This is a genomic window from Kumtagia ephedrae, from assembly GCF_003012745.1.
GTDB lineage: Bacteria > Pseudomonadota > Alphaproteobacteria > Rhizobiales > Rhizobiaceae > Kumtagia > Kumtagia ephedrae.
Map to the genome: position 1 here is coordinate 94,242 of NZ_PXYK01000006.1, position 19,970 is coordinate 114,211.

At 68.0% G+C, this 19,970-nt stretch carries 22 protein-coding genes; 11 read left to right on the top strand and 11 right to left on the bottom strand.

Annotated features, from left to right (window positions below; all coding sequences use genetic code 11):
* Positions 1-19: 19 nt before the first annotated feature.
* The 5 genes from C7I84_RS07965 to C7I84_RS07985 all read left to right on the top strand — a co-directional run bounded on the left by C7I84_RS07965 (position 20) and on the right by C7I84_RS07985 (position 6,461).
* The gene (locus C7I84_RS07965) at positions 20-1,036 is read left to right on the top strand and encodes a cupin domain-containing protein (RefSeq protein WP_106771636.1); all 1,017 of its coding nucleotides are present in this window, start codon (positions 20-22) and stop codon (positions 1,034-1,036) included.
* A gap of 90 nt (positions 1,037-1,126) precedes the next feature.
* A complete protein-coding gene (gene dxs / locus C7I84_RS07970; RefSeq protein ID WP_165816025.1) occupies positions 1,127-3,082 on the top strand; it encodes a 1-deoxy-D-xylulose-5-phosphate synthase in 1,956 nt (651 codons plus the stop codon).
* 121 nt (positions 3,083-3,203) lie between these two features.
* Positions 3,204-3,554 carry a hypothetical protein gene (locus tag C7I84_RS07975; protein ID WP_106771638.1) on the top strand — a complete coding sequence of 117 codons (351 nt, stop codon included), beginning with the start codon at positions 3,204-3,206 and terminating at the stop codon, positions 3,552-3,554.
* A gap of 904 nt (positions 3,555-4,458) precedes the next feature.
* Positions 4,459-5,226, top strand: coding sequence for a TlyA family RNA methyltransferase (locus tag C7I84_RS07980; RefSeq protein ID WP_106771639.1), 768 nt, complete (start codon positions 4,459-4,461; stop codon positions 5,224-5,226).
* On the top strand, positions 5,223-6,461 hold the full coding sequence (locus C7I84_RS07985; protein WP_106771640.1) for a class I SAM-dependent RNA methyltransferase: 1,239 nt from the start codon (positions 5,223-5,225) through the stop codon (positions 6,459-6,461). The genes C7I84_RS07980 and C7I84_RS07985 overlap by 4 nt, the downstream gene beginning before the upstream one ends.
* A gap of 125 nt (positions 6,462-6,586) precedes the next feature.
* Here the strand turns inward: C7I84_RS07985 and C7I84_RS07990 are convergent, their stop codons facing one another.
* Both C7I84_RS07990 and C7I84_RS07995 read right to left on the bottom strand, forming a co-directional pair.
* A complete protein-coding gene (locus C7I84_RS07990) occupies positions 6,587-7,507 on the bottom strand; it encodes a DnaJ C-terminal domain-containing protein (RefSeq protein ID WP_106771641.1) in 921 nt (306 codons plus the stop codon).
* A 98-nt stretch (positions 7,508-7,605) separates the two neighbouring features.
* Entirely contained in the window at positions 7,606-8,004 is a 399-nt protein-coding gene (locus C7I84_RS07995) for an RT0821/Lpp0805 family surface protein (RefSeq protein ID WP_106771642.1), read from the bottom strand.
* Positions 8,005-8,106: 102 nt separating this feature from the next.
* Between C7I84_RS07995 and pdxH the strand changes: the two genes are divergently transcribed.
* Positions 8,107-8,721, top strand: coding sequence for a pyridoxamine 5'-phosphate oxidase (gene pdxH, locus C7I84_RS08000; RefSeq protein ID WP_106771643.1), 615 nt, complete (start codon positions 8,107-8,109; stop codon positions 8,719-8,721).
* Positions 8,722-8,726: 5 nt separating this feature from the next.
* On the opposite strand, the gene C7I84_RS08005 is transcribed toward pdxH, so the two are convergent.
* The gene (locus tag C7I84_RS08005; RefSeq protein WP_106771644.1) at positions 8,727-9,662 is read right to left on the bottom strand and encodes an adenylate/guanylate cyclase domain-containing protein; all 936 of its coding nucleotides are present in this window, start codon (positions 9,660-9,662) and stop codon (positions 8,727-8,729) included.
* A 215-nt stretch (positions 9,663-9,877) separates the two neighbouring features.
* Between C7I84_RS08005 and C7I84_RS08010 the strand changes: the two genes are divergently transcribed.
* Positions 9,878-10,294 (top strand): BA14K family protein, encoded by a 417-nt coding sequence (locus C7I84_RS08010; RefSeq protein WP_133170073.1) that lies wholly within the window; start codon positions 9,878-9,880, stop codon positions 10,292-10,294.
* A gap of 101 nt (positions 10,295-10,395) precedes the next feature.
* Here C7I84_RS08010 and C7I84_RS08015 read toward each other — a convergent pair whose 3' ends face one another.
* Together C7I84_RS08015 and C7I84_RS08020 are read right to left on the bottom strand one after the other, a co-directional pair.
* Entirely contained in the window at positions 10,396-11,151 is a 756-nt protein-coding gene (locus C7I84_RS08015; protein ID WP_106771646.1) for a crotonase/enoyl-CoA hydratase family protein, read from the bottom strand.
* Between the two features lie 12 nt (positions 11,152-11,163).
* Entirely contained in the window at positions 11,164-12,936 is a 1,773-nt protein-coding gene (locus C7I84_RS08020; RefSeq protein WP_106771647.1) for an acyl-CoA dehydrogenase family protein, read from the bottom strand.
* A gap of 157 nt (positions 12,937-13,093) precedes the next feature.
* On the opposite strand from C7I84_RS08020, the gene C7I84_RS08025 reads away from it, so the two are divergent.
* Together C7I84_RS08025 and C7I84_RS08030 are read left to right on the top strand one after the other, a co-directional pair.
* A complete protein-coding gene (locus C7I84_RS08025; protein ID WP_106771648.1) occupies positions 13,094-13,318 on the top strand; it encodes a hypothetical protein in 225 nt (74 codons plus the stop codon).
* Between the two features lie 71 nt (positions 13,319-13,389).
* Positions 13,390-13,626, top strand: a complete 237-nt coding sequence (locus C7I84_RS08030; protein ID WP_106771649.1) for a hypothetical protein — start codon at positions 13,390-13,392, stop codon at positions 13,624-13,626.
* A gap of 150 nt (positions 13,627-13,776) precedes the next feature.
* On the opposite strand, the gene arsC is transcribed toward C7I84_RS08030, so the two are convergent.
* The 4 genes from arsC to C7I84_RS08050 form a co-directional block, all read right to left on the bottom strand.
* Positions 13,777-14,127, bottom strand: a complete 351-nt coding sequence (gene arsC, locus C7I84_RS08035; protein WP_106771650.1) for an arsenate reductase (glutaredoxin) — start codon at positions 14,125-14,127, stop codon at positions 13,777-13,779.
* Positions 14,127-15,398, bottom strand: a complete 1,272-nt coding sequence (purD, locus tag C7I84_RS08040; protein ID WP_106771651.1) for a phosphoribosylamine--glycine ligase — start codon at positions 15,396-15,398, stop codon at positions 14,127-14,129. The genes arsC and purD overlap by 1 nt, the downstream gene beginning before the upstream one ends.
* 73 nt (positions 15,399-15,471) lie before the next feature.
* Positions 15,472-15,744 carry a Txe/YoeB family addiction module toxin gene (locus C7I84_RS08045; protein ID WP_106771652.1) on the bottom strand — a complete coding sequence of 91 codons (273 nt, stop codon included), beginning with the start codon at positions 15,742-15,744 and terminating at the stop codon, positions 15,472-15,474.
* Positions 15,741-15,995 carry a type II toxin-antitoxin system Phd/YefM family antitoxin gene (locus C7I84_RS08050; protein WP_106771653.1) on the bottom strand — a complete coding sequence of 85 codons (255 nt, stop codon included), beginning with the start codon at positions 15,993-15,995 and terminating at the stop codon, positions 15,741-15,743. The genes C7I84_RS08045 and C7I84_RS08050 overlap by 4 nt, the downstream gene beginning before the upstream one ends.
* A gap of 139 nt (positions 15,996-16,134) precedes the next feature.
* On the opposite strand from C7I84_RS08050, the gene ubiA reads away from it, so the two are divergent.
* Positions 16,135-17,124, top strand: coding sequence for a 4-hydroxybenzoate octaprenyltransferase (ubiA, locus tag C7I84_RS08055; protein ID WP_106771654.1), 990 nt, complete (start codon positions 16,135-16,137; stop codon positions 17,122-17,124).
* 91 nt (positions 17,125-17,215) lie between these two features.
* Here ubiA and C7I84_RS08060 read toward each other — a convergent pair whose 3' ends face one another.
* Entirely contained in the window at positions 17,216-17,911 is a 696-nt protein-coding gene (locus C7I84_RS08060) for a ribonuclease HII (RefSeq protein ID WP_106771655.1), read from the bottom strand.
* A 200-nt stretch (positions 17,912-18,111) separates the two neighbouring features.
* Entirely contained in the window at positions 18,112-19,266 is a 1,155-nt protein-coding gene (locus C7I84_RS08065; protein ID WP_120785114.1) for a PA0069 family radical SAM protein, read from the bottom strand.
* Positions 19,267-19,439: 173 nt separating this feature from the next.
* Between C7I84_RS08065 and C7I84_RS08070 the strand changes: the two genes are divergently transcribed.
* On the top strand, positions 19,440-19,949 hold the full coding sequence (locus C7I84_RS08070; RefSeq protein ID WP_106771657.1) for a glycosyltransferase: 510 nt from the start codon (positions 19,440-19,442) through the stop codon (positions 19,947-19,949).
* Positions 19,950-19,970 lie beyond the last annotated feature (21 nt).

Sequence of the window (19,970 nt, forward strand, 5' to 3'; positions counted from 1 at the left end):
CACGGGAGAACGCTGTGGCATGTCGATCTCGAGGCCCATCTCCGCAGCCGCCGTGCCATGGATCGAGTACGCGCCGGTCCCGCGCTTCGGCATGCGCTACCGCCACCTGACGCTGGCGGCGGTCGGCGAGGGCTATCATGTCGGCGTCGGCATCGAGGAGCTGGCGCCCGGCATGCGCAGCAATCCGGCGCACTATCACATCCTCGAGGAGGAGCATGTCTACGTGCTCGACGGCGCGATGACGGTGCGCATCGGCGCGGCGTCCTATCCGCTGAAGGCCGGCGACTATGCCTGTTTTCCCGCCGGGCTGAAGGCCGGGCACGGCTTCGTCAACGACAGCGGCGCCGTCTGCCGCTACGTAATCCTCGGCGAGAACAGGCCGGACGAGGTTGCCGTCTACACCGATTCCGGAAAGGTGCTGGTGCGCGCGCTCGGACGGCGCGCCGTCTTCGACCTGGCAGCGCTGCGCGGCTATTGGGACGGCGAGGATACCGGCCTGCCCGACGGCGAGGAGGCGCCGTCCGAGGCGGCGGCCGACGCGCTCGACCCGCCCGCCGGCATTGTGCCGCCGATTTCCTCCGGCGACGTCGCATGGACGATCGAGGGCGAAGGCCCGCGCTTCGGCGGCCGCTCGAAGCACCTGACCCATGCCGCGGTCGGCGAGAACTATCATGTCGGCGTGCTGATCGAATCGCCGGCGCCGGGCATGCGCCTGTGTCCCCGCCACTACCACATGCTGGAGGAGGAGCATGCCCTGGTCCTGGAAGGCGAGGTGACGCTGCTGCTCGGCGACGAACGCCACGTGATGAGGCCCGGCGACTATGTCTGCTTCCCGGCCGGCCGCAAGGTCGGGCATTCCTTCCTGAACAGCGGCGGCGGTCCCTGCGCCTATCTGATGATCGGCGAGCGCAACCCCAACGACGTCTGCGTCTATCCGGATTCCAACAAGGTGATGGTGCGCGCGCTGCGCAGCGACGACGACATCCTCGACATGGCGGCGACGCGCCGCTACTGGGACGGCGAGGAGACAGGGTGAGCGCACCGTCCTGACGCGGCATGGCTGCCCGGCCCGCGTCACCGCCGCGCATTTACAAGGGCAGATTTAGACCTTATCCCCTTCGACTTGATGCTGCGTGCAGGCACAAAGACACGTGCAGGCGAAAGACAAGTGACCCAGCCCCCGAAGACGCCCCTTCTCGACAAGGTCCGCATTCCGGCCGACCTGCGCGCCCTGCCCGAAGGCGAGCTGCGCCAGGTCGCCGACGAGCTGCGCGCCGAGCTGATCGACGCGGTGTCGCACACCGGCGGGCACCTCGGCGCCGGGCTCGGCGTGGTCGAGCTGACGGTGGCGCTGCACTATGTCTTCGACACGCCGGGCGACCGGCTGATCTGGGACGTCGGCCACCAGGCCTATCCGCACAAGATCCTGACCGGCCGGCGCGACCGCATCCGCACCTTGCGCATGGAGGGCGGCCTGTCCGGCTTCACCAGGCGGGCCGAGAGCGAGTACGATCCGTTCGGCGCGGCGCATTCCTCCACCTCGATCTCCGCCGGGCTCGGCATGGCGGTGGCGCGCGACCTCAAGGGCGGCCGCAACAACGTGATTGCCGTCATCGGCGACGGCGCCATGTCGGCCGGCATGGCCTATGAGGCGATGAACAATGCCGGCGCGCTGGACGCCCGGCTGATCGTCATCCTCAACGACAACGACATGTCGATCGCCCCGCCGTCCGGCGCCATGAGCGCCTATCTGGCGCGGCTCGCCTCCGGGCGCGCCTATATGGGTTTTCGCGACATCGGCAAGAAACTCACCTCCTATCTCGGCAAGCGCGTCGACCGCGCCGTCACCCGCGCCGTCGAGCATGCGCGCGGCTACGTCACCGGCGGCACGATGTTCGAGGAGCTCGGCTTCTATCATATCGGGCCGATCGACGGGCACAATCTCGACCACCTGGTCCCGGTGCTGAAGAACGTCCGCGACAATCGCGACGGGCCGGTGCTGATCCATGTCGTCACCCAGAAGGGCAAGGGCTACGCGCCGGCCGAGGCCGCCAGCGACAAGTATCACGGCGTCAACAGGTTCGACGTCATCACCGGCGCCCAGGCCAAGGCGCCCGCCAACGCGCCGAGCTACACCAAGATCTTCGCCGAAAGCCTGATCCAGGAGGCCGAGCGCGACGACAGGATCGTGGCGATCACCGCCGCCATGCCGTCCGGCACCGGCCTCGACCTGTTCGGCGAGGCCTTTCCGTCGCGCACCTTCGACGTCGGCATCGCCGAGCAGCATGCGGTCACATTCGCCGCCGGGCTTGCCGCCGAGGGCCTGAAGCCGTTCGCCGCCATCTATTCGACCTTCCTGCAGCGCGCCTACGACCAGGTCGTGCACGACGTCGCCATCCAGAAGCTGCCGGTGCGTTTTCCCATCGATCGCGCCGGTTTCGTCGGCGCCGACGGCGCGACGCATTGCGGCGCCTTCGACACCACCTACCTCGCCAGCCTGCCGGGTTTCGTCATCATGGCCGCCGCCGACGAGGCGGAGCTGCGCCACATGGTGCGCACCGCCGCCGACTATGACGAGGGACCGATCGCCTTCCGCTATCCGCGCGGCAACGGCGTCGGCGTCGACATGCCCGAGCGCGGCTCCTTCCTGGAGATCGGCAAGGGCCGCGTCCTGCGCGAGGGCAGCAAGGTGGCGCTGCTCTCCTTCGGCACGCGGCTGGCCGACTGCCTGCTCGCCGTCGAGGAGCTGAACGCCTCCGGCCTCTCCACCACGGTCGCCGATGCGCGCTTCGCCAAGCCGCTGGACGAGGCGCTGGTGCGACGCCTGGCCGCCGGGCACGAGGTGCTGATCACGGTGGAGGAGAACGCCATCGGCGGCTTTGCCAGCCAGGTGCTGCATTTCCTCGCCCGCGAAGGCCTGCTGGAGCATGGCCTGAAGGTGCGCCCGCTCATCCTGCCCGACGCCTTCACCGACCATGCCAAGCCGGAGAAGATGTATGCCGACGCCGGTCTCGACAGCGCCGGCATCGTCAAGACGGTGTTCGGCGCGCTCGGCCGCACGGTAAGGTCTGCTTCGGCATAGAAGCGGCCCGCCGCATGCCATCGTTAACGCGGCTCCCGCCCATTTGCCCTTTACTTACCGTCTTTCTTGGCCGGATTTTAGCGCGCAGCGACGATAACTGCCGCCGGGCAAGGGTACGGCCATGGCAAGGGCGGCGTTTCTACTGGCGGCAGCATTCGTTCCGGCGCTTGGGGCCGCCGCCGGCGCGCAGCCGAAATACGACCAGAAGCTGGAGCGCGCCGTCATGGAGCGCGTCGCCAGCCGGATCGGCGACATCCGCCCGGGCTTCGGCTATGGCCAGCAGCTGGCCTTCATCGTCCCGCGCGAGCGGCGCCTGGCGGGTCCCGGCTGGCAGGTCATCGGCTCCGAGCGCGGCATGGACATGCAGGCGACCGGATCGATGCTGACCTTCGCCGATGGCGATTTGCGCCCAACCGTGGAAGAGCTTCGCGACGCGCCGTCGAAAACCGTGTCGCGCGTCATCCAGTTTTAGCTGCTCTGGATCTCGCCACGTCCGCTGCAGGACCGGATTTTGTCATGCACTTCCGCGTCGTTCCGAAGGGAGCACAGGGGACAGTTTTCCTCCTTTCGCAGGAAGGCGGTGCCCACGCAACGCCGTCGGGGGTAAAAAAAAATGAGCTGCCTTCGGCACTTACCTAATTCGGCCAACTCAAGCGCATGGCGGGAGGCAATTATTTTATCCCCTCCCCTCCCACTTGCCTCATACTTGCGCCCGAAAGCCGCTCCCTGCGGGAACTTGGTGCGCACCGGGTATCAGGAGGGAGCGTCGGCGCCGGGTCGGCCGCGCAAACGGTAGCGCGGCTGGCGTGAGCTGGAGACCCGGGCCCCAGCCGCGACACCTGCGCGAATGCAGCGCTAGCGGACGGGCAAGAACGCCGGCGGGGCGCGGGTCACCGCGCCACGTACTTAATTAGAGAGGCTCGGCCCCGCGCCCCGCTTCCCGCACTTTCTCTCAATGGCCAGACTGCAAAAGCAGGGCGTGGTGATGATGAAGCTTGGCTCCCCTCTTGAGTGGAGGGCAATCGCATATGCAGATGAAGACCGTCATTCCGGGGCCGCGCAGCGGAACCCGGAATCCAGAGCGTTGGTATCGAAGGAAAAGCGAAACGTCGCAAATATCCAGGAATTTCGAGCAGCGTCGGCACTCTGGATTCCGGGTTCCGCTGCGCGGCCCCGGAATGACGACGCAGAGCTGTCTGCCGCTCCTATACAACTCATATGCGGTAGCCCTGCCCCTTGAGGAGGGCGGACGGAAGCGGTTCTCCGCATCAGGGTCCTGCCGCCCCGCAGGCGGAGGTGGAGGGAACCGGGCGCTCAGGCGACAGGATATCGTGACCGTGCTTGCCATCCGCCCAACCATTCGCCAAGGAAGCCGGATGACGGCGGAACGCAAAAGCGGAAAGGGGTCGCGCCTCGACGAGGTGCTGGTGCGGCGCGGCTTCTTTGCCAGCCGCTCGCGTGCCCGCGACGCGGTCGAGCGCGCGACCGTGCGGGTTGCGGGCGCGGTCGTCAGCAAGCCCGGCGCGACGGTCGCCGAGGACGCCGCGATCGAGGTGGACGACCCCGCAAGCGCCTATGTGTCGCGCGCCGCGCTCAAGCTGGTCGCCGGCCTCGACTATTTCGGGCTCGACCCGGCCGGTCGTATCGCGCTCGACATCGGCGCCTCCACCGGCGGCTTCACCCAGGTGTTGCTGGAGCGCGGCGCGCAAAAAGTGTTCGCGGTCGATGTCGGCCACGGCCAGATCGACCCGGGCCTTCGCGCCGATCCGCGCGTCATCGTCCGCGAGGGACTCAACGCGCGCGCGCTCGGCGCCGCCGATCTCGACGGGCAGGCGCCGGACTTCCTGGTCAGCGACGTCAGCTTCATCTCGCTCAGGCTGGCGCTGCCGCCGGCACTTGCGCTCGCCGCGCCGGGCGCCGAGGCCGTCTTCCTGGTCAAGCCGCAGTTCGAGGCAGGCCGGCAGGCGATCGGCAAGGGCGGCATCCTGAAGAATCCGGAAGACGGCGCGCGCGTCGCCGAGGACATCGCCTCATGGCTGGACGCGATGTCCGGCTGGCGGTCGCTCGGCCTGCACGCCTCGCCGATCGAGGGCGGCGACGGCAACCGCGAATTCCTGCTCGGCGCCATCAAGGACAGCCCATGACCGTGCTCACCATCGATCGTCTCGGCGCCCAGGGCGACGGCGTTTTCGAGACCGGGCAGGGACCCGTCTATATTCCGTTCGCCTTGCCGGGGGAGCGGGTCAACGCCGCCGTCGAAGGCCAGCGCGGGACCTTGCTGTCGGTGCTGGAACCCTCGCCGGAACGTGTCGAGGCCCCCTGCCGCCATTTCGGCGAGTGCGGCGGCTGCGCCATCCAGCATCTCGCCGACGGCCCGTACCGCGCCTGGAAGCACGACAAGGTGGCGCAGGCCCTTCGCTCGCGCGGCATCGAGACGGCCGTCTCCGACACCGTGCCCGGCGAGCGCCGCTCGCGCCGCCGCGCCGTCTTCTCGGCGCGCCGCACCGAGAAGGGCGCGGTGCTCGGCTACAACCGCATGGCCTCGCACACCATCATCGACATTTCCGAGTGCCATGTGGTGCTGCCGCGCATCGAGGCGGCGCTGGAGATTCTGCGCGCGCTGGCGACGCTCGTCGGCACCACGCGCGACGCCTTCCACATCACCGTGACCGAGACGGCTTCCGGATTCGACGTCGCCTGCACCGGCTCCGGACCGCTGCCGGAGGCGGCCCGGCGCACCGCGGCCGACTTCGCCATGCGCCAGCAATTCGCCCGGCTTTCCATCGACGGAGAGATCGTCATCGAGCCGAGGAAGCCGCTGGTGGCGTTTGGAGCGGCGGCGGTCCCCCTGCCGCCCGGCGGCTTCCTGCAGGCGGTGGCCTCGGCCGAGGCGGCGATGGCCGGCATGGCGCTGGCGCATCTCCGGCGCGCCAGGAAGGTCGCCGACCTGTTCGCCGGCGCAGGGGCCTTCGCGCTGCGGCTCGCGGAAAACGCCGAGGTGCATGCGGTGGAGGCAGATGCGGCCGCACTCGCCGCACTCGATCGCGGCTTCCGCTCGACACCGGGCCTGAGGCGCGTGACCGTGGAAAAGCGCGACCTCTTCCGCCGGCCGCTGACCTTCAAGGAGCTCAACGCCTATGACGGCGTCGTGCTCGATCCGCCGCGCGCCGGCGCCGAGGACCAGTCGAAGCAGCTTGCGCGCTCCGACGTCCCTTATGTCGCGATGATCTCATGCAATCCGGCGACGCTGGCGCGGGATCTGCGCATCCTCGCCGACGGCGGCTATGCGCTGAGGAGCGTCACACCGGTCGACCAGTTCCTTTGGTCGCCGCATGTCGAGGCCGTGGCGCTGCTGGAGAAGCCGCGACGCCGCCGCTGAACCTGAAGCGCGACTGGAGCGCGAGGAAGGAGTCCATGGCAAGTCGCGAGGCATCCCGCCGGGCCACCGCGGTCCGCGGCGTTCCGATGGCTGCCCGACGGGCCGGATCGACCGTGGCCGGCCGTTCAGCCGCGCCGCTTGCGGGCGAAAGCCTCCAGGTCGGGGTCGGGCGTGGCCGGCAGCATGACGCGCAGGTGAACGTAGAGGTCGGCATGGCCGCCGGTTTTCACCGGCAGCCCCCTGCCCTTCAGGCGCAGCACCTTGTCGGAGCTCGACCACGGCGGCACGGTCACAGCCACCTTGCCGGTCGGCGTCTCTACCGCCACCTTCTCGCCCAGGATGGCATCCTCGAGCGGCACCGGATGGTCGACATGCAGGTCGCGTCCCTCGACGCGGTAGCGCGAATGTTTTCGGATGTGGATCTTGACCAGCGCGTCGCCGGCGCTGCCCGGCCCCTGCTCGCCCTGGCCCTTCAGGCGGATCGTCTGCCCCTCCTCGACATAGGCCGGAAGCTTGACCGCCAGCCGGCGGCCGTCCGGGAACAGCGCGCTTACCTTGGCGGCGGTCGCCACCTCCTCGACGCTGACGTCGAGGGTGGCATTGAGATCGGCGCCGGCCGGCGGGGCGTGACGCCTGCCGCCGCCCGGACCGCCCATGCCGGGACCGCCGCGTCCGGAAAAGGCCTGGCCGAAGATCTCGCTGAAGATGTCGCCGGCATCGCCGCCGCCGCCGCGGAACTCGAAATGCGTCGCGCCTGGCCCCTGCCGGCGGAAGCCGGCGAAGGGATCGGCACCGGCATGCGCCTCGAAACCCTGGAACTTCGGCTTGCCCTCGGCGTCGATCTCGCCGCGGTCGTAGGCGGCGCGCGTCTTCTCGTCGCCGACGATCTCATAGGCCTGGGTGGCGGCGTTGAACCGCTCCTTGGCCTTCGGATCGTCCGGATTCTGGTCCGGGTGATACTTCTTGGCCAGCTTCCGGTAGGCCGATTTGATTTCCTTGGGCGTCGCGGATTTCGCAACACCCAGCACGTCATAGGGATCGCGCATTGTCTCTGCCCGCGGCGGTGGAGTTGTAGTCGCCCCCCTATATGCGTCCTGCTAGGAACAAATTCCAGAGGCAGGACAGGACTTTGGCGCCTTGGCGGTCAGAGCGCGGCAAAATCCTTCACCTGCCAGGCGCCGGGCGCCACCATGCAGACCTCGCCGCGGTACAGGGCGATGCCGTCGAAGCGCTCGCGCGAGGTGGTGAAGCGGCGGCACGGCATTTCGGCAATCTTCTCCTCGACCAGGCCGCTGATGGCGCCGCGCGAGCCGGTCTCGGCATTGGCCCAGGGAATCGGCGCGCCCTTCAGCAGCTCGACGTCGGCGGCCGACACCGCGTTGCGGATGGTCGCCTCGTCGGAAAGCTGGTCGGGATCGTCGGGGATCGCGACGGCGTTGCCGACGTTGCCGGTGACGATCGTCCTGTCCGCCTCGACCGTATCGAGGCCGATGCCGGCGGCGCAGCCGCTCAGGCCGGCGGCCGCAAGCAGGACCACCGCCATCACGCCGGCACGGCGACGAAGACACCTATATGTGTCCCGAGAGGCTTGCGCGCCTCGCAGCAATCGGCAATCTCCCCGCCGGACAGACAATGGAGCGGAATGATGGGCGACGCCGCCTTAACAAATGGTGACTTCACCGAAAGCGCCGAGCCGTTCCGGCTGTTCGCCGAATGGCTGGAGGACGCGACCGGCAACGAGCCCAACGACCCCAACGGCGTGGCGCTGGCGACCGTCGACCCGGACGGCCTGCCCAATGTCCGCATGGTGCTGCTGAAGGGCTTCGATGAGCGCGGCTTCGTCTTCTACACCAATTTCGAAAGCGCCAAGGGCCGCGAGATCCTGGCGAGCCGCAAGGCGGCCATGTGCTTCCACTGGAAGTCGCTGCGCCGGCAGGTGCGGGTGCGCGGGCCGGTGGAGGTCGTCTCTGACGCGGAGGCCGACGAATACTACGCGACGCGGCCGCGCGGTAGCCGCATCGGCGCCTGGGCCTCGAAGCAGTCGCGACCGCTGGAGAGCCGCTTCGCGCTGGAAAAGGCGGCGGCGGAATACACGGCGAAATTCGCCGTCGGCGCCATCCCGCGGCCGGACTACTGGTCGGGCTTCCGCATCGTGCCGACCTCGATCGAGTTCTGGCACGACCGGCCGTTCCGCCTGCACGACCGGGTGCTGTTCACCCGCACGGAAGACGGCTGGGAGAAGACGCGGCTCTATCCGTGAGCCCTTTAGGCGCGCTTTCGCATCAGCCAGCGCGCGGCGGCGGCGAGGGCGAAGGCGAGCAGCGGCCAGACCGCCCAGAACTCGCCCTGCCACGACGCCAGGTTGATGCCGGTCACGAACAAGCCGACCACCAGCAGCGCGGCCAAGGTTCGGTCGAAGCGCGTGCGGCGGGTCCAGCGCAGCCCGCCGATGAGCGCCAGCACCAGCAGCGGCCAGCGCGCCCAGAAGACCTGCGGCGAGGCGACAAGATTGATGGCGACGAGTGCCGCGCCGATCACAAGCAGCGTGGCCTGCGTGCGGTCGAGGCGAAACCCCAGCACGTGCAAGCCGGACGCAGCCGACGGTTCGGCCATGGCGGACAGCGGCGCCGTTACGGTTTCGGCCGCCTGCCGCCCCCAACCCGCCGCCGGGTCCGACCGTTCGCCGATGCGCACGGCATAGCTCGGCACGCCCTCCTCGATGTTCTTCACCGACAGATTGCCGAGGAACTCGAAGCCGACCGGCAGCTTGTTGCGGACCTGATGGTAGACGGTGTTGGAGATCAGGATGCCGCCGGCCGGCGCTTCCGCCTGCAGGCGCGCGGCGACGTTGACGCCATCGCCATAGATGTCGTCGCCGTCGACGATGACGTCGCCCAGATTGATGCCGATGCGGAACTGCATGCGCGCCCCGTCCGACCGGCCGGCATTGCGTTCGGCGAGTTCGTTCTGCACGTCGACGGCGGCGCGCACGGCCGCGACAACGCTGGAGAATTCGGCGATGAGGCCGTCGCCCCAGGTGTTGACGACACGGCCGTTCTGCGCCGCGATCAGCCTCGCCATGGCGTCGCGATAGCTCTTGAGGGTGGCGAAGGTGCCTTCCTCGTCGGCCTCCATCAGCCGCGAATAGCCCTGCACGTCGGCGGAAAAGACGGTGGTCAGCTTGCGGTCTGCAATGTCCATCCCGCTTTCCTCTTCGCCGCTCCTGCGCCGCCCCGCGCAACTCGCTAGAAAGTAGGCGCTGACGCAGCGTCGTTCAACGGGTCTTCGCCAACCCGACCGGCGGATGGCGCCTGCCTCCGCCGCAAGGGATTACAAAGATTTAATGGCAACCCCGAGGAGCCTGCCGCCGTTGATTCCGGCGCCCCTGGTGGGCGCGGATTTCATGAGGTTTCGACATGACCAAGCTCCTGTGCACTGCTTGCGCGGCAGCGATGTCGCTTGCCGCGACAGCTTCAGGTTTTCCGGCCTACGCCAAGTCCGGCCCCGACCCGGTCGGGCCGGCAGGCTTCACCGACATCCGCTTCGACCACGACCATCGCGGCGGCTCCCATCGCGGCGGCTGGCACGGCGGGTGGGACCACCCCTATTACCGCCACGGCTGGGGCGGCGGGTGGGTACCGCCGGCCGCGGGCCTCGTTGCCGGCATGATTCTCGGCGACGCCATCGCCTCTCAGCCCGTCTATGAGCGCGTGGTGCCGGTCGGCGGCGCCCATGTGCGCTGGTGCTACGAGCACCATGCGAACTACAACCCCTACAGCAATACCTTCCGGGACGGCTACGGCTACCGGCACGTCTGCTACGCGCCCGTCTGAGTTCCCGGCCTCATCCCTGAGCCGACGGCACAGGCCGCCGTCCATTCCTGCCGATCCCCGAGTCGGCCGCGATCACCGCGGCCGGCTCGGGTTTTCTGAGATCAGGTCGCCTTCTTGCGCGACAGGAAGGCCCTGAAGGCGGCGCGCGCCTCGTCCGACTTGAGGCGAGCCCGGAAATGCCCGGCTTCCTCACGGATGCGTGCCAGCACGGGCTCGCGCGGCCCGCGCATCAGGTCGCGGGCGATCTTCAGCGCTTCGGGCGGCTTGGCGGCGATCTTTTCGGCAGCCGCCAGCGTCTCGGCCTCCAGCCGATCCTCCGGCACGACCGCATGGATCAGGCCGGCGGCGAGCGCGCGTTCCGCAGGCAGCGGCTCGCCCAGGCCGAGCAGCGCGAAGGCCCGCTGATGGCCGAGCACGGCCGGAACAAGCAGGCTGGACGCCGCCTCGGGCACCAGCCCGAGATCGACGAAGGGAGTGTGGAAGGCGGTGCGCGGCGTCGCGAAGGTCAGGTCGCAATGCAGGTTCAGCGTGGCGCCGATGCCGACGGCGATGCCGTCAACGCCCGACACCAGCGGCTTTTCGGCCCCGGCCAGCGCCAGCAGGAAATCCCAGACCTCGGTGCCGCCCTCGCCGCCGATGGCGACCGCCATGAAGTCGGCGAGGTCGTTGCCGGCCGAGAAGGCGCCGGGCACGCCGAGAAAGACCTGGACGCGGATGCCGGGATCGGCGTCGCCGGCGGCCAGCGCGTCGGCCATCGCGCGGTACATGGCGCGGGTGATGGCGTTCTTCTTGTCGGGCCGGTTCATACGGATAAGCTGAGCGGCGCCGCGCTGCTCGACGAGCACATGTTCGTTCAAGATCAATCCTCCTCAGGCGACCAGGGCTTTTGCCGCGGCTTCGAGGCTGGCGCCGCCGTCGATCACCGTCTCCCGCAAGGCGGCCGTCTCGCCGGCAAGATTTTCGGCGAAGAAGCGCAGCAGCGCGACCCGGTCTCCCGCGCCCGATGCGACCGCGCCGCGTGCCAGCAGCGCCCCGCCGGAAGCGAGCGCGAACAACCGCAGATAGGGCGTCGCGCCGGCAAGGGCGGCCTGCATGGCGCCGTCGCCGAGCATCTTGAGCAGCGCCTGCGTGGCGGCGTCCAGGTGGTCCAGCGCCCTTTCCAGCCTTTCCGCCGAACGGCCGAGCCCGTCGAGGTTGGACAACCGCAGCGCATCGACGGCCTCGCGTAATTCAGCGATGTAGCCGCGCACATGGTCGCCGCCCGACTGCGGCAGCTTTCGGGTCACCAGGTCGATCGCCTGGATGCCATTGGTGCCCTCGTAGATCGGCGCGATGCGGGCGTCGCGCAGCAGCGCGGCAGCGCCGGTCTCCTCGATGAAGCCCATGCCGCCATGCACCTGCACGCCGAGCGACGCAACCTCACAGCCGACGTCGGTCGAGAAGGCCTTGGCGACCGGCGTCAGCAGGTTGGCGCGCTCCTGCCAGAAGTTTGCCTTGTCGCCGCCGGCCCGCGCCATGTCGGTGGCGTGGGCACAGCAATAACTGATGGCGCGGGCGACCGAGGTCAGCGCCTTCATGGCGAGCAGGTCGCGCTGCACGTCGGGATGATGGACGATCGGCGCCATACCCTCGCCCCGCCAGGTCGCCGCCCTGCCCTGCCGGCGCTCGTTGGCATAGGCCAGCGCCTTCTGGAAGGCGGCTTCGGCTACCGCCACGCCCTGCATGCCGACGGCCAGGCGGGCATTGTTCATCATGGTGAACATGCAGGCCAGCCCCCGGTTCTCCTCGCCGACCAGCCAGCCGACGGCGCCCGGCTCGCGATCCCCGGCGAAGCCGTCGCCATAGATCATGGTGCAGGTGGGCGAGGCATGGATGCCGAGCTTGTGCTCGATCGAGGCGCAGAACAGATCGTTGCGGGCGCCGAGGCTGCCGTCCTCGTTCACCAGGAACTTCGGCACGAGGAAGAGCGATATGCCCCTGGTGCCGGTCGGCGCGTCCGGCAGACGGGCCAGCACCAGATGCACGATGTTGTCTGTGAAGTCGTGCTCGCCATAGGTGATGAAGATCTTCTGGCCGAAGATGCGGTAGGTGCCGTCGCCGGCACGCTCGGCGCGGGTGCGCAGCGCCGCCAGGTCCGAGCCGGCCTGCGGCTCGGTGAGGTTCATCGTCCCCATCCATTCGCCGGAGACGAGCTTTTCGAGATAGGTCGCCTTGAGTTCTTCCGACGCGTGCCTATCCAGCGCCTCGACCGCGCCCATGGTCAGCGTCGGGCCGAGGCCGAAAGCCATCGCGCCGGAATTCCACATCTCCAGCGCCGCGACGCCGAGCATGGTCGGCAGCCCCTGCCCCCCATAGTCGACGGGTCCGGAAAGCGCGTTCCAGCCGCCCTCGATCCAGCGTCGGTAGAGATCCGGCCAGCCCTCGGGCATGCGCACCGCGCCGTCCTCCAGAACGGCGCCCTGCCGGTCGCCGACCTGCCGCAGCGGCGCCACCTCCTCGCTGGCGAAGCGGCCGGCTTCGGCAAGAATGGCATCGACCAGATCCTCGGAGAGATCGCCCAGCGAACCGGCCTCGATCGCCGCCTTCAGGCCGGCGACATGCTTCAGCGTGAAGGCGATCTCGTCGACGGGAGCACGGTACATCGAAAATCCTCCACTCGAAGGCGCCACCCTCACCGCAGCGCTTGTCTTCTCCGATCGATATGTGCTTTTGACGTAAACGTCAATTGAGAGGCGGTCGCGCGACAGCGGAAATTGCGCTAGGTTGGACTGTCGCAGCCCAGCCCACGGAACCCGCCCCATGCTCGCCAGACCGGAAACCCGCCGCTGCATCGAATGCGGGCTGCCCTTCGGCATGCCCGGCTTCAACTACTATCACGGCAGCATCGACAACGGCCCCGCCTACTGGTCCGACCGCGGCATATTGTGCTCGCCGGCCTGTTCGCTGGTGCACCATCAACGGCGCGACGCGGAGGGGACGCTGCCCACAGCGCCGGCGCCGAACCCGTTCGAATACGGGCGGTGAACTGAGGCCGCTTCGGAGTAGCAAAACCGGTCGAGCTGTGGAATTCTTCCCTACGCTTGGGGGAACGATCGATGCCGCTTTCCGATGCCACGAAAGAGAAAATCAAGCTACGCGCTAGCTTCGTCAATGGCTTGGCAATGGGTGTGGTCTTGATCGGTGTTTTCACACCAATTACGCGCGCAGCCTACGATCCGACCGTTGGTGTAGACACCTTCGTTTTCATGGCCATATCGGCAGCGATTTGCTTTGCCCTCGGCTTCGTCCTACATTCTCATGCGATGGAGCATCTGGACGAAATGGACCGATGACCGTTTACAACTACCTGCTGCTGCTCGTCCCCGTCGTAGGCATCGCAGTGATGCTGGTTGCGCTACGCCGGCAGGGCGTCGCGCCGAGAGATCGCCTGCATCCTGGCGAATGAGCCTCGCGCAACGGGTTGAACGCGCACTAAACGCCTGTCACGGCAGGAACGCCTTCACCTTGTCCCCCGGCCGCGCCAGCAGCGCGCCCTTCGGCGTCACCACGATCGGGCGATTGATCAGGATCGGGTTCTCGACCATGAAGCCGACGATCTCGCCATCGGTCCATTTCGGATCGGCCAATTTCAGCGTCTCGTACGCCTTTTCGTTGGTCCGCAGCAGGGCGCGCGGACGCATGCCCATGGCGGCGAGGAGCTCCACCAGCTTTTCGCGCGTCGGAGGTGTCTGGAGATACTCGACGATCGTCGGCTCGATGCCGGCGGCGCGGACAGTCTCCAGCGCCAGCCGCGAGGAACTGCATCGGGGATTGTGATAGATGGTGACGCTCATCAACCCTCCTCCCGTTCCACTGCGCGAAAACCGATATCGCGGCGGCAAAAACCCTGCGGCCAGTCGATGGCGTCGACGCCGGCATAGGCGCGCGCCTGCGCTTCCGTCACCGAGCGACCGGTCGCCGTGACGTTGAGGACGCGGCCGCCATTGGCGACGATTTTTCCGTCCTTCTCCGCCGTTCCGGCATGGAACACCTCGACCCCGTCGGGTACACGGTCGAGGCCGGCGATGACGCCGCCGCGCTCGGGCGTGCCGGGATAGCCTTTCGCCGCCATCACCACGGTCAGCGCAGCATCGTCGCGCCAGCGCGCCGACATATGGGCAAGCTGGCCGTCGGCGGCGGCCGACAGCAGCACCAGAAGGTCGTCCTTCAGCCGCGTCATCAGCACCTGGCATTCCGGGTCGCCGAAACGGGTATTGTATTCGATCAGCTTGGGCCCGCCCGGCGTGATCATGAGGCCGGCGAAGAGCACGCCGGCGAACGGCGCACCGAGTTCGGCCATGCCGCGCATGGTCGGCTCGACGATGTCGCGCATGGCACGCTCGACCATCTCCGGCGTCATCACCGGCGCCGGCGAATAGGCGCCCATGCCGCCGGTGTTGGGGCCGGTGTCGCCCTCACCGACGCGCTTGTGGTCCTGCGCCGTGCCGAAAGGTAGCGCGGTGCTGCCGTCGCACAGGCAGAAGAAGCTCGCCTCCTCGCCGGTCAAGAACTCCTCGACGACGACCTCGGCGCCGGCGCCGCCGAAGGCACCGTCGAAACAGGCGGCAACGGCGGCAAGCGCCTCCTCGACGGTCATGGCGACGGTCACGCCCTTGCCGGCGGCGAGCCCGTCCGCCTTGACGACGATCGGCGCGCCCTGCGCGCGGATGTAGGCCGCAGCCGCGGCCGCATCGGCGAAGCGGCCATAGGCGGCCGTCGGAATGCCGAAGCGGGCGCAGAGGTCCTTGGTGAAACCCTTCGAGCCTTCCAGCTGCGCGGCGGCCTTCGAGGGACCGAAGACGCGGATGTCGGCGGCGCGCAGGTCGTCGGCGATGCCGGCGACCAGCGGCGCCTCCGGCCCAACCACCACCAGGTCGATCGCCTTGTCCTTGCACAAAGCGGCAACGGCGTTGTGATCACCGATATCGAGCCCGACGATCTCGGCCTCCCGCGCGATGCCGGGATTGCCGGGCGCGGCATAGAGCCTGGTCAGCAGCGGCGAGGCCGCCAGCTTCCAGGCCAGCGCATGCTCGCGTCCGCCCGAGCCGATCAGAAGTACGTTCATGCAGTTCACCGTAATCCGCAAAGAGGACCGCCTATGGCGCCCCAGCCGCGTGGTCAAGGCGTGCTCTCACCTTTCAGCGCAGATAGCGGAACGGGCAGCCGGTGACCTCGATCGCCTGAGCCTCGCCGCTGCCGGTGACGCGATAAACAATGCGGTGCTCTTGCGTGATGCGTCGGGCCCACCAGCCGGACAGTTCGTTCCGCAACGGCTCAGGCTTCCCGATACCCTGAAACAGGCTGCGCCGCATATCCCGGATCAATTCGTTGATCCGGGAAACCATCTTCGCATCCACGCCCTGCCAGTAGAGATAATCGTCCCAGCCTTGTCGGGTCCAGAGAAGCTTCACGGATCGATCAATTCATGCTCGACCAGCTTGCCGGCATCCGCTTCCGCAATCGACTGCAGCAGGCGCTCGGCATTTGCGGGCGAACTGAGGAGATGCAGCGTCTCCTTCATCCCTTCCCACTCGGCGAGAGAGACGATGACGACGGGATCGTGCCCCTGTCGCGTCACGACCAGCTCGGCGCGGTCGTCCTCGACCCGATCGAGGTGGGTGGCCAGATTGTTCCGCAGGTCGGTGAAGGTCACATAGGGCATTGCGCGCATCCTGGAAGACTTCTGTACATACACGTGTACATATTCATTTCTGCAAGTTCAGGCCCGAGGTTGCACCCCGTGCTCCTTGGCGACACTTCGCCTTCTTGACGCCAAGGCGCCGCGCTGTCACTCCAGCCGCATGGAAACCATCCAGTCCCGCGCGGCCCAGGGCCGGGTCGCCGACGCGCCGAGCCGGCATTGGGTCTACCGGCTGCTGCCGCGCGCGCTGTGGCCTTATGCGCAGCTCGCCCGCTGGGACCGGCCGATCGGCTGGCAATTGCTGCTATGGCCTTGCTGGTGGTCGGCGGCGCTCGCGGCAAGCGCCTATGCGCGGCCCGAGGACACGCTCGCCAGCCTGCTGCCCTCGCCGCTGACGCTCGCGCTGTTCCTGGTCGGCGCCATCGCCATGCGCGGCGCCGGCTGCACCTACAACGACATCGTCGACGAGCGGATCGACGCCGCGGTCGAGCGCACGCGCTCGCGGCCGCTGCCCTCGGGAAAGGTGAGCCGCCGGCAGGCCTGGACGTTCCTCGTCCTGCAGGCGCTGGTCGGGCTCGTCGTGCTGCTGCAATTCGACAGCTTCGTCGTGCTGCTCGGCCTCGCCTCGCTGGTGGTGGTCGCCGCCTACCCGTTCATGAAGCGAATCACCGACTGGCCGCAACTCGTTTTGGGGCTTGCCTTTTCCTGGGGCGCGCTGATGGGCTGGGCGGCCGAGTTCGGCGATATCGACGGCCCGGCCGTCATGCTCTATCTCGGCTCGATCCTGTGGACGATCGGCTACGACACGATCTATGCGCACCTGGACAAGGAAGACGACGCGCTGGTCGGCGTGCGCTCGACGGCACGGCTGTTCGGCGAGAACACCAAGGTATGGCTCGCCGGCCTCTATGGCGGCGCGCTGGCCTGCTTCGCCATCGCCTTCGCGTCGGCCGAAGTGCCGCTGCCGGCTCTGGCCGGGCTGGTCGCCGCCGGCGCCCATATGGCCCGGCAGATCCGGGTGCTCGACATCGACAACCCGGACCAGTGCCTGGCGCTGTTCCGCTCCAATAACATCGTCGGATGGCTGATCTTCCTTGGACTGCTCGGCGGCGGGCTGTGGATGGCGCTGAAGCCGGCCGTGCCGATCTGAGGAGCGAAGAGCAGGAATCATCATCCTGCTCCAACTCCTTGTTTTAGCGCATGATCTTCCGATAAGCCGTGCGCCCTTCCCGGCTCGTGCCCTACTCGGCAGCGTCGAGATTCAAGAGTTCGACGCTGACCTCCGCCTCCAGCCGGAACGGCGCAAAGCTCGTGCGGTGGATGCGCGGCAGCGCGCCGTGGCGCTCGATGGCGGTGCGGTGGCGCACCGTCGCATAGCCCATATGGCTCTCGAAGCCGTAATGCATGTGGGTGCGTCCGCAATTCTCCATCATGCGGTCGCGCACCACCTTGGCGACGATCGACGCGGCGGCGATCGACTGCGAGCGCTGATCGCCCTTGACCAGCGCCTCGGCGCCGCAGGGAAGACCCGGCGGCACGTCGCGGCCGTCGACCAGCGCGTGCAGCGGCTTCACCGGCAGACCGCAGAAGGCGCGCCGCATCGCCTCCAGGCTGGCGCGCAAAATGTTGATGCGGTCGATGCCGGCAGCGCTCACCGACGCCACCGACACACCGAGGGCGGAGCCGAGGATCAGGCCGAACAACGCCTCTCGCGCCTCGGCGCTCAGACGCTTGGAATCGTCCAGGCCGTCGGGAATGCGGTCGGGATCGAGGATCACCGCGGCGGCGACGACCGGGCCGGCGAGCGGCCCGCGCCCGGCCTCGTCGAGGCCGGCGAGCGGCCACAGCCCGCGCTTCATCGCCTTCCGCTCGAACGAAAAATCCGGCTTGATCGCCAGATCGAAGAGGGGCGGAGAATCGGAAGACGGGCGAGCCATTTGGCGGCGAAACTCGCATCCGTTCCGATTCTCCGCAAGGCCTTCCCGGCCGTCGGGGGCGAGCGGGGAAGGCATTCCGTCAGGGTGGGGCGGCCTGACGGAAGCTGAGATAGTAGGCAGTAGGCAGTAGGCAGATCTTCAAAGCCAACAAGGCGGCAAGATGCCGGGCTTTCTCCCCTACTGCCTACTGCCTATTTGCTTCACAAAAGCATCAACTGCTCGGTCCTCCCTTCATTGCCCTTGAACAGGTCGGTGCGCAGTCGCGTACGCTCCTTGTTGAGGCCGAGCCGCTTGGCGGCGATCTCGAAGCGGCGGCCGATCTGCCAGGCATAGGGACCGGCGCCCTTCATGCGCTTGCCCCATTCCGAATCGTAGTCCTTGCCGTCGCGCATGGAGCGGATCAGCGACATCACATGCCGGTAGCGGTCGGGATAATGGCGCAGCAGCCAGTCCTTGAAGATCGGGCTGACCTCCAGCGGCAGGCGCAGCAGCACGTAGCCGGCCTCGCGCGCCCCGGCATGCGCGGCCGAATCCAGCACGCGCTCGATCTCGTGGTCGTTGAGGCCGGGCACGATCGGCGCCATCATCACCGATGCCGGAATACCCGCCTCGTCGAGCGCCCGCAGCGCCTCGAGCCGCTTGGGCGGGGTCGAGGCCCGCGGTTCCATCGTGCGCGCCAGAATGCGGTCGAGCGTGGTGATCGACAGGGCCACCTTGGCGAGGCCCTTCTCGGCCATGCGGGCGAGGATGTCGATGTCGCGCAGCACCAGCGCCGACTTGGTGACGATGCCGACCGGATGCTCGCGCGCCTCCAGCACTTCGAGAATCTCGCGCATGATGCGGTATTTCCGCTCGATCGGCTGATAGGGGTCGGTATTGGTGCCGATGGCGATGGTGCGCGGCTGATAGCCGTCCTTGGAAAGCTCCCTGTCGAGCAGTTTCGCCGCGTCCGGCTTGGCGAACAGTTTCGACTCGAAGTCCAGTCCCGGCGACAGGCCCATGAAGCTGTGCGTCGGCCGGGCGAAGCAGTAGACGCAGCCGTGCTCGCAGCCGCGGTAGGGATTGATCGACCGGTCGAAGGAGATGTCCGGCGAGTTGTTGCGGGTGATGATGGTGCGCGGCTTCTCGACCTGCACCTCGGTCTTGAAGGGCGGCAGGTCCTCGAGCCCGCTCCAGCCGTCGTCGAAGACATGGCGGCTCAGCGGCTCGAAGCGGCCGGTCGGATTGACCCCGGCGGCGCGGCCTCGCCGCCGCTCCTCGCCGACCCTGACCCCGCTCTCCTCGATCATCGCATTGGCCATTTCCGCCCTGCCGCTTCCAAAAGCAGCAATGTCGGCGCGCACGACCTGTTCCATGCGAGCGCGCTGCCATGGCGTTTCTGCGGTCTGTCGAATCGCGGTGTCCATGAAACTATTCCTATCCGCTAGATCGGAACATATCAAGAACATTCTAGCGGGAACGGCTTGCCGCCGCATTGCGGCGCCTTGTCGGCTGGCACTCGGCACGCGCATCCGCTACTGGCTAAGCAATGCTCACCGTGCTCATCGAGACCAGGAACGACGAGGAGGCGCTGGCGCGCACGCTGGCCTCCCTGGTCGGCGCGGCGGTGGAGGGCATCGTGCGCGACGTCATCGTCTGCGACAGCGGCTCGACCGACCAGACACACCGCGTCGCCGAGCACGCCGGCTGCCACTACGTGACCGAGGGCGTGGCCGCCGGCATACGCCAGGCGAAGGGCGAATGGCTGCTGATGCTCGAGCCGGGCGCACGGCTGGCCGACGGCTGGACCGAGTCGGTGATCGATCACGTCTCGCGCCAGTCGATGCCGGCGCGCTTCTCGCGCGCCCGCGGCGAGCGCCGTGCGCTGTTCACGCGCATGTTCTCCGGACAGAGCGCGCTGGCCGAAGGGCTGGTCATCCGCAAGGGGCAGGCGGTTGCGCTGTCCAAGTCGGCGGCCAGCGCCGAGGCGGTGGCGCGAGGGCTTGCGAGCAGGCGGCTGGAGGCCGAGATCCGGGTCGCCGAGCCGCGGCGGAAATAGCCCTTGGGCCGGCCGTCTATC